The sequence below is a fragment of the Helicobacter sp. MIT 03-1614 genome (genome assembly GCF_000762925.2).
Classification (GTDB): Bacteria; Campylobacterota; Campylobacteria; order Campylobacterales; family Helicobacteraceae; genus Helicobacter_C; species Helicobacter_C hepaticus.
Map to the genome: position 1 here is coordinate 1 of NZ_JRMS02000021.1, position 8,062 is coordinate 8,062.

At 37.1% G+C, this 8,062-nt stretch carries 12 protein-coding genes; 3 read left to right on the forward strand and 9 right to left on the reverse strand.

The window, feature by feature from the left end:
- Positions 1-97: 97 nt before the first annotated feature.
- The gene (locus LS66_RS09775) at positions 98-544 is read left to right on the forward strand and encodes a hypothetical protein (protein WP_236097027.1); all 447 of its coding nucleotides are present in this window, start codon (positions 98-100) and stop codon (positions 542-544) included.
- Entirely contained in the window at positions 541-768 is a 228-nt protein-coding gene (locus tag LS66_RS09780; protein ID WP_011116214.1) for a hypothetical protein, read from the forward strand. The genes LS66_RS09775 and LS66_RS09780 overlap by 4 nt, the downstream gene beginning before the upstream one ends.
- On the opposite strand, the gene LS66_RS10150 is transcribed toward LS66_RS09780, so the two are convergent.
- The 9 genes from LS66_RS10150 to folD all read right to left on the reverse strand — a co-directional run bounded on the left by LS66_RS10150 (position 740) and on the right by folD (position 7,547).
- Positions 740-889 carry a hypothetical protein gene (locus tag LS66_RS10150; RefSeq protein ID WP_161594741.1) on the reverse strand — a complete coding sequence of 50 codons (150 nt, stop codon included), beginning with the start codon at positions 887-889 and terminating at the stop codon, positions 740-742. The two genes, LS66_RS09780 and LS66_RS10150, sit on opposite strands and share 29 nt — an antisense overlap.
- A 73-nt stretch (positions 890-962) precedes the next feature.
- On the reverse strand, positions 963-2,063 hold the full coding sequence (gene ychF / locus LS66_RS09785) for a redox-regulated ATPase YchF (RefSeq protein WP_011116213.1): 1,101 nt from the start codon (positions 2,061-2,063) through the stop codon (positions 963-965).
- Complete coding sequence (locus tag LS66_RS09790) at positions 2,064-3,488, reverse strand: leucyl aminopeptidase (RefSeq protein WP_011116212.1); 1,425 nt, start codon at positions 3,486-3,488, stop codon at positions 2,064-2,066.
- A gap of 39 nt (positions 3,489-3,527) precedes the next feature.
- Positions 3,528-4,289 carry a DedA family protein gene (locus tag LS66_RS09795; protein ID WP_011116211.1) on the reverse strand — a complete coding sequence of 254 codons (762 nt, stop codon included), beginning with the start codon at positions 4,287-4,289 and terminating at the stop codon, positions 3,528-3,530.
- Positions 4,289-4,825, reverse strand: coding sequence for an adenine phosphoribosyltransferase (locus tag LS66_RS09800; protein ID WP_034368109.1), 537 nt, complete (start codon positions 4,823-4,825; stop codon positions 4,289-4,291). Before LS66_RS09800 ends, LS66_RS09795 begins: the two co-directional genes overlap by 1 nt.
- A gap of 27 nt (positions 4,826-4,852) precedes the next feature.
- Positions 4,853-5,206, reverse strand: coding sequence for a hypothetical protein (locus tag LS66_RS09805; RefSeq protein WP_011116209.1), 354 nt, complete (start codon positions 5,204-5,206; stop codon positions 4,853-4,855).
- Between the two features lie 15 nt (positions 5,207-5,221).
- Entirely contained in the window at positions 5,222-5,665 is a 444-nt protein-coding gene (gene rpiB, locus LS66_RS09810) for a ribose 5-phosphate isomerase B (protein WP_034368116.1), read from the reverse strand.
- Positions 5,666-5,676: 11 nt separating this feature from the next.
- On the reverse strand, positions 5,677-6,690 hold the full coding sequence (lepB, locus tag LS66_RS09815) for a signal peptidase I (protein WP_034368112.1): 1,014 nt from the start codon (positions 6,688-6,690) through the stop codon (positions 5,677-5,679).
- Positions 6,687-7,547, reverse strand: coding sequence for a bifunctional methylenetetrahydrofolate dehydrogenase/methenyltetrahydrofolate cyclohydrolase FolD (gene folD / locus LS66_RS09820; RefSeq protein ID WP_034368113.1), 861 nt, complete (start codon positions 7,545-7,547; stop codon positions 6,687-6,689). Before folD ends, lepB begins: the two co-directional genes overlap by 4 nt.
- A gap of 74 nt (positions 7,548-7,621) precedes the next feature.
- On the opposite strand from folD, the gene LS66_RS09825 reads away from it, so the two are divergent.
- On the forward strand, positions 7,622-7,948 hold the full coding sequence (locus LS66_RS09825) for a c-type cytochrome (protein ID WP_011116205.1): 327 nt from the start codon (positions 7,622-7,624) through the stop codon (positions 7,946-7,948).
- Positions 7,949-8,062 lie beyond the last annotated feature (114 nt).

The following is an 8,062-nucleotide window of genomic DNA, read 5'->3' on the forward strand; positions in this document are numbered from 1 at the left end:
AGCAATTAGTCAAAGAATATAACATTGATACAAGCCTGGAACTATCCGAGCAATACAGAATCTACAATGAACTTTTGGAGAAAAAGAAAAAGGCTAAATGATGAATTTAAAAGAAAGCTATTTTGCTAAAAGTTTTGAGGAATTTCAAAAGGATTTTTGTGCTTGTGCGCAAGAGAATCTGAGGCAAGAAATATTTGAAATTTTTAGAGCACAATATTACAAATGGAAAGACGATAAAAGTGTCAATGAGACAAATCTTAAGTTTGATGATAAACTTGCGTTTCTTTTGCGCTATGACACGCAAGAATTGCAAGGGGTGTGCAAAAAGACGTGGTTGAAAGAGTTGCAAGAAAACGCCGATGAGATTTACGACAGTTTGTATGTAGAGAGCGACGATAGGGATTATGATTCTTGCGAACTGCTTGAGTTTTATGGTGAGGATTATGACGAAGCAGAATCAGATGATGAGGACTATGAAAGCTGGAGAGAATCGCAAAACGACTTTGAATACGCGCTTATGGATAAATTAAAGGGATTTGAATGACAAAAACACTAAGTGCCAACCAGCTCCATTTCCATTTCTTCTCCAAACAATCCTTTAGTGATGAAAAATATCTCAATGCTTGGAGTTTAAAAGGTAGTCGCTTAAAGGCTAAAGAATGGTTAGAATTTCAAATAGCAAATCAAGGAAAGTTTTATAATGAGCATTTAAAAAATACTTTAGATTCTATGCAAGAGCTTATTTTACATATTCCTGCCATTCTTTAAAAAACTTATCTTCTGCAGTGCGCTTAATTTCGTCATTAGAATACCATTCAAAAAACCATTTAAGCATAGGATTTGCTTGGATTTCCTCATAAGTTACTATCTTTTCTTGTGTGTTTTGCATTATATCCCCTCTCTGTATGAAGCATCTTTCATCTGCATATTGTATCGTTTTTTTTTTTTTTGTAAATGCAAGGTTAGACATTGAATCTAAAGTGCATTACATCACCATCTTGCACGATATATTCTTTACCTTCAATACGCATAGCCCCAGCTTCTTTTGCTTTTGCCTCGCCACCATATTTAATAAAATCTGCATAACTGATACACTCCGCACGAATAAAACCTTTTTCAAAGTCTTTATGTATTACACTTGCAGCTTTTGGCGCACTATCTCCTTTTCTAATACTCCAAGCTCGCACTTCTTTGACACCTGCAGTAAAATAACTTATAAGCCCAAGTCGTGCAAATCCCTCTCTAATAATCTGCGTTAATCCACTCTGCTTTGCTCCAAGACTTACTAAAAACTCTGTGCGCTCATCATCACTCATATCTACCATTTCCTCTTCAATCTTTGCACACAGCTTAATTGCTATACCATCATTTTGCGCTGCATATTCACGCACTTTTTGCACAAACTCATTATCAGATTCTAAGCCCTCTTCATTGACATTTGCCCCATAAATCACTTCTTTATTGGTTAAAAATCTTAAATCCTTATTGAGTGCGATAAATTCCTCACTTTCACGTTTAGCAAAGCTTCGCACGGGCTTATTAGATTCTAAATGCGCTAAAAGCTCTTGACAGAGAGTAAGTTGAGTATTTACGCCTTTTTGAGATTTGCTCTCTCTTTGGAGTTTCTCAATGCGTTTATTTAAACTTGCCATATCGGCAAAAAGCAGTTCTAACTCAATAATTTCAATATCATCAATCGGGTCAATGCGCCCCTCAATATGCGTGATATTAGAATCCTCAAAACACCGCACGATATGCAAAATCATATTACATTCTTTAATATTTGCTAAAAATTGATTGCCTAATCCCTCACCTTTACTCGCACCTCGCACAAGTCCGGCAATATCCACAAACTCCACGACAGAGTGCTGAATCTTTTGAGGATTGACAATTTTAGCCAACTCTTGCAACCTTACATCAGGCACACTCACAACTGCCTTATTTGGCTCAATTGTGCAAAAAGGATAATTTGCTGCCTCCGCATTTTGTGCTTTTGTGAGAGCATTAAAAGTCGTAGATTTACCAACATTTGGCAAACCTACAATACCGATTGATAATCCCATTTATGCTTTTCCTTGTGCTAAAATAAATTCTATTCCTGCCCTCACGCCTGCACCACTCGCTCCACTTGGGTTAATATCCCACTCTTTTTCCACATACGCGGGTCCTGCAATATCAATATGAAGCCACTTTTGCTTAAACTCTTCTCGGATAAATTCACTCAAAAACAATCCCGCACTTATCGCACCACCATAACGCGAAGAGCCGACATTACATACATCTGCAATTTTAGATTCTATAAGTTTTTTAAGATGACGATTAAAAGGCAAAGTTGCCATAAGTTCGCCACTCTCAAGGGCACATTTTTCAAATTGGGCTTTAAGTCTGTCATTATGTCCCATAATGCCACTTGTAAATTCACCCAAAGCTACTACACACGCTCCTGTGAGTGTCGCAAAATCAATGAGAATATCAGGTTTTAAATCTTGAGCATAACTTAGACAATCAACAAGCACCAAACGTCCTTCCGCATCAGTATTTCTTACCTCAATGCTCTTGCCCTCACGAGAATACAGCACATCATCAGGCTTATACGCATTGCCACCTATCATATTTTCTGCTGCACCTATAATTGAATGCACTTCAATATTCGCACCTAGCTGTGCTATGGCTTTAATTATACCCATAACAGCACAACCTCCGCTCTTATCAGCTTTCATAGTTACCATAAAATCCGCAGGCTTGAGTGAAAGCCCACCACAATCATAAGTAAGTCCCTTACCTACAAGCACAATACGCTTTTTAGCACCTTTGGGTTTATAACTTAAATGTATCAAACGCGGTGGATTGCACGAAGCACGATTAACTGCTAAAAATGCACCCATTTTTTCCTTTTGCAATGCTTCCTCATCTAATATTTTACATTCAAGATTCCCTACTTCTTTGCTCAATTCTTTAGCATATTTAGCAAGGTATTTAGGTGTTGCTACTTGTGGGATTGTATTGATAATCTCACGCACTTCATTGACACTTTGGGCGACTATATGCACCTTTTTAAGCACACTCTCACTTGCAACCTCATTCTTTTCATCAAGCAATATTATCTCTTTAAGGTGTAAAGGAGGGGTTTTCGTTTTATAACTCACACATTCATATACTCCAAGTAATGCCCCTAAAAGCAAGGCATAAGCTTTAGAATCATCAAGTTTGCCATTTAATGCAACATTCACATTCTTATAAGGCAATGTCCTAAAATGCCGCGCGATACTTGCTCCAGCCTCTCGGATAGAATCAAGTCCTAATTCTTCTACGCACACCAAAAGCAAAGCTTGCTCTTGAAGAAAAAATTTGCCCTCTCCCTCAAAACCAAAACTCTTACATAACTTTGCATAAGGGGATTTTGCAAAGACACTTTTACTCATCAATAAAGCCTGTGCTTGATATGACACACCCTTAAAATTATTTTTGTGAGAAATACTTACTTTCATAAACTGCTCCTTAGTTTTAGTTTTTAAGCAACTCTTATACTATTGTGTATTGCTTATTTTTTCTTTGTTTTCAAGCTCTCTTTGAATCTTAGCAATCTTTTTATCCACTTTTTTTGTTTGAGAATGAAAATACCACCATACACCCCCGCCAATAATAATCGCAAGAGGTATAAGCAAATAAGGGTGTCCTTTAAACCAATCTAAGATAATAAAAATATGCTCACCAAAAAACCAAGTTAATACAATAGTGATTGCCGCCCATACCCACGCCGAAAAAAGGTTAATAACAGCAAATTTAAGCGCACTATATCGCGTTGTGCCAATACTCATAGGAATAATTGTTCGCATACCATACATATAGCGTTGAATAAAGATAATAGGCCAGCCATATTTTTTCAACAATAAATGTGCAAGGGCGAATTTGCGCCGTTGGGAAGTGAATTCCTCTTGAATCGTCTTGCGATTAAATCGCCCGATATAAAAATAAATTTGATCCCCCACAAATCCGCCAAGCCCCGCGATAAAAATAGCCATAAATAGATTCATTTTGCCATCGTGTGCAGCCAATCCAGCAAAAATAAGTCCAAGCTCTCCTTCTAAAATGCCCCAAAAAAATAAAATCACATAACCCCAATCTTCTACATATTGATTCCATAAATGCGTGATAAATTCTTCAAGTGAGAATCCCGAGCGTTTATAAAGAATAAAGAGTATAAGAATAATGCTAAGCAGTAAGCCCCAAATAAAAATACGTTTTGGATTCTGTTTTACGTAAGCAATTACCTTTTGTATGGATTCCATTATTTTCCTTCATATTCTACAATACTAAAGACTTGTGTATAAGGAGCGAGCTTTTTTTCACCCTCTAAACCTTTGAGATTAATCACAAATGCAGCCTCAACGCATTGTGCGCCGATAGATTTTATAAGCTTTACACTTGCTTCTGCTGTGCCTCCTGTGGCTATTAAATCATCTATAAGCACAACTTTAGCATTTTTCTTATCCCTAAAGGCATCTGTATGTATATGCAACTCATCAGTGCCATATTCAAGTGTATATTTTTCACTAATAGTATTATAGGGCAGTTTACCTTTTTTGCGTATAGGGACAAATCCTATGCCTAGTGCGTATGCAAGAGCTGAACCAAAAATAAATCCTCGCGCTTCAATAGCAGCTATAAAGTCAATATTTTGATTCTCATAGCGACTTCTTAAGATATTTATCACTTCTTTGAATACCTCTGCATCACCTATGAGTGTAGTAATATCTCTAAATATAACTCCCGGCTTATAGTTATATACCGCCCTGATAGAATCTGCTATTTTTTGCTTGTCCATTTGTTCTCCTTAGTGTGTTATCCCCTCTTAAAGCAGTGCTTCAATCTTTTGCTCCAAGTCTTTAATGCGAGCTTTATATTTATCTGTCTCGATTCTATATTGAGAATTACGCGATTTGAGCACTTTAACTTCATTCTTTAAAGCATTCATCTCTTGAGTAAGAATATCTATATTGCCCAACGCCCTTTGAAGCTGGAGTTGATGTTTGCGGATAAGGATTTCTGCTTCATTAAGTGTGAGTTTCATAGAAGCAGAATTGCGCTCCTCTTTTTGAGCTACAGAACGATAAAAAAATGTCCGCACAATCATATAAAGCACAAATAAAATAAAACCCGTTAAAAAAAACCATTTTGCAATGAAATTTCCTACACTTCCTTCCATACTTTCTCCTTAACTTTATAGAATCTGTCCTAGATTCCCTAGCTTTTCCACACGCACAAGATGCCGCTCACCCTCAAATTCGCTGCTTACAAAGGCTTCAAGGATTGACTCCACCTCACCTAAGCCACTAATGCGCTCTCCCATACAGAGCACATTTGCGTCATTATGGGCACGTGCCATTTTTGCCATATAAGCATCTACACAAAGTGCAGCGCGAATATGCTTAAAACGATTAGCAGCAATGCTCATTCCAATTCCGCTTCCACATATCAAAATGCCTCTGCGATTTACTTCTTCACCCACTGCCTCGCATACTTTTTTTGCGTAATCAGGATAATCTACTCTTTGATTAGTTTGAGGTGCTAAATCTATGACTTCAAAACCTTTTTTCTGCAAAAATGAAATAGTAAATTCCTTGAGCTTAAATCCTGCGTGGTCTGTCCCTATAACATAAGTCATTGTATCTCTTTTCATTTTGGCATTGCCTCTCGAGCAGCTTTTTCAAGTCCCTCTGTTGTTTTAAACATTCGCTCCCAACGAATTGTATAACGCTTGCTTTTATCTTCATCGGCTCCTGCTTCTTGAGAATTTGCCTTATTAATACTAAAATATATAAACCAAGGCTTACCAATAATATTTTTATAAGGCACACTTCCCCAAAATCTAGAATCAAAGCTGTTGTTGCGATTATCTCCTACCATAAAAAACTCATCATCATCAATTTTTTTATAATACATACCATCAAGCTTGACCATAGAACTTATCATTCGTCCATTGCTCATATCTGTATAAGCAATATTAGAATCTTTTATAAAAGATTCTAATGGTTCGGAAGTGTATTCTTTATGCCATAGTTCGCAACTTTCCTCACCATCGCCTATATTTATGCCTTGATTGCCCTCAACACATACTCTTTGATAAAGTTTGCCATTTTCATCTGCAAAATAGCGCTCCATACTCATTGGATTCTTATAAAATACACTTTGGTAGGTGATACCGGGGTGTTGCCCACGATAAGGGTCTTTCACAAAAAGTTTGCCTAATCGTTCTACGATAATTTGCCCTGAATAATGTTCTCTTATATATTCATCTCCCTCAAATGGGTGGAGATATAAGCCATCTTTATCAAAAATCACTTCATCACCGCCTACTGCAAAAGTGCGTTTAACAAAATAAGTTTTTTCTATATGTGGAGGAAGAAACACTACTACATCACCTCTCTTGGGACGCTCACCTGCAATCAAGTGTCCATTTCCAGAAAAATCAGGTAAAACATTCACTTCAATCCACGGAATCCGTGGTGTGGGAATCCCATAACTAAATTTTTTAACAAATAAAAAATCCCCCTCAAAAAGTGTGCCAACCATTGAACGTGTAGGAATAACAAACGCTTGCATAACAAAAAATATTAAAATAAGCACGATAACAATCGTCCCTGTCCAGCTTGAAGCAAATGCCCATAATGCACTTAAAAACTTTTTCATACTCGCATCCTTTGCTCTAAACGATACATTGCAGCCTTATAAGTATTTTGAAGTAGGCTAACAATAGTCATAGGACCTACACCACCGGGCACAGGTGTAATAAAACTACTCTTAGGTGCGACATTCTCAAAATCCACATCTCCTACAAGTGTGCCAGATTCTAAACGATTAATACCAACATCTACTACAACTGCACCCTCTTTAATCATATCTGCACTAAGTAATCCGACTTTTCCCACAGCCACACATACAATATCCGCATTCTTAGTATATTGTTTCACATCGCGCGTGAGAATATGACAACAACTTACACTTGCTCCTGCATTAAGCATAAGGCTCATAAGCGGCTTACCCACAATATTACTCATACCTATAATCACAACATCTTTACCGCGGACATCAATATGATAAGATTCAAGGAGTTTCATTACACCAAGTGGCGTGGCAGGGACAAAAGTATCAACATTCACACTCAATCGCCCTATATTAAATGGATGAAAACCATCAACATCTTTTTTAGGGTTGATTGCTTCAAGCACTTTACTTGTCTGAATGTGTGCAGGCAAAGGCAGCTGGACGAGTATGCCATCAATATTTGGGTCATTATTTAAAATCTCAATAACAGATAAAAGCTCATCTTGTGTAATTTTTGAAGGCATTTCGTGGGTAACAGAGTAGATTCCTACGCGCTTACACGCCTTTGCTTTCATCTGCACATACGCGCAACTTGCAGGATTATTGCCAACCAAAATTACTGCTAAACCCGGCGTTACACCTTGAGAAACAAGTGCAGCAATTTGCTCTGTTAAATCACGCTCAATCGTTGCACTCAAGGATTTGCCATCTAATAATGTCATTTTAAAGCCTTTGTGATTATCATTGTGTTATTATAATATAAGATATTAAAGAAATATCGTTTAAGTGAGGATTTATGAATAAAAAGCTGATATTGTTTCTAGTGATAAGTCTAGCAAGTGCTGATGAAGGAATCTTATCGGAAAATCAATATGGCAAAAATCTTTATGAGAATCCACGAGGTATAGCCTGCAATAAATGTCACGGAAATAAAGGTGAGGGTGATATTATAGCGCGCTATAAACATAAAGGTATAGAAAAAACTTTGCTTGCACCACGTATTAATAATCTTGAATTTAGCACATTTGCCAAAGCACTTCATACTCAAAAAGGGGTTATGCCCATATATTTTCTCACTGATGAAGAAATTACGGCAATTTATATGTATCTTTATCGTCCATAAATAATTTTAGTCCCCCCCCCCAAAAAAAAGAGGAGACTTAAAGAAGTGTTACTTCAATTAGTTAAGTAACCTAAGAATATTTTGCTGAATTGCATTTGCTTGAGAGAGAGCATA

Coding starts and splice junctions, on each gene's coding strand:
- LS66_RS09775 (WP_236097027.1), top strand. CDS start 98: ATGATGAATTTAAAAGAAAGCTATTTTGCTAAAAGTTTTGAGGAATTT.
- LS66_RS09780 (WP_011116214.1), top strand. CDS start 541: ATGACAAAAACACTAAGTGCCAACCAGCTCCATTTCCATTTCTTCTCC.
- LS66_RS10150 (WP_161594741.1), bottom strand. CDS start 889: ATGCAAAACACACAAGAAAAGATAGTAACTTATGAGGAAATCCAAGCA.
- ychF (WP_011116213.1), bottom strand. CDS start 2,063: ATGGGATTATCAATCGGTATTGTAGGTTTGCCAAATGTTGGTAAATCT.
- LS66_RS09790 (WP_011116212.1), bottom strand. CDS start 3,488: ATGAAAGTAAGTATTTCTCACAAAAATAATTTTAAGGGTGTGTCATAT.
- LS66_RS09795 (WP_011116211.1), bottom strand. CDS start 4,289: ATGGAATCCATACAAAAGGTAATTGCTTACGTAAAACAGAATCCAAAA.
- LS66_RS09800 (WP_034368109.1), bottom strand. CDS start 4,825: ATGGACAAGCAAAAAATAGCAGATTCTATCAGGGCGGTATATAACTAT.
- LS66_RS09805 (WP_011116209.1), bottom strand. CDS start 5,206: ATGGAAGGAAGTGTAGGAAATTTCATTGCAAAATGGTTTTTTTTAACG.
- rpiB (WP_034368116.1), bottom strand. CDS start 5,665: ATGACTTATGTTATAGGGACAGACCACGCAGGATTTAAGCTCAAGGAA.
- lepB (WP_034368112.1), bottom strand. CDS start 6,690: ATGAAAAAGTTTTTAAGTGCATTATGGGCATTTGCTTCAAGCTGGACA.
- folD (WP_034368113.1), bottom strand. CDS start 7,547: ATGACATTATTAGATGGCAAATCCTTGAGTGCAACGATTGAGCGTGAT.
- LS66_RS09825 (WP_011116205.1), top strand. CDS start 7,622: ATGAATAAAAAGCTGATATTGTTTCTAGTGATAAGTCTAGCAAGTGCT.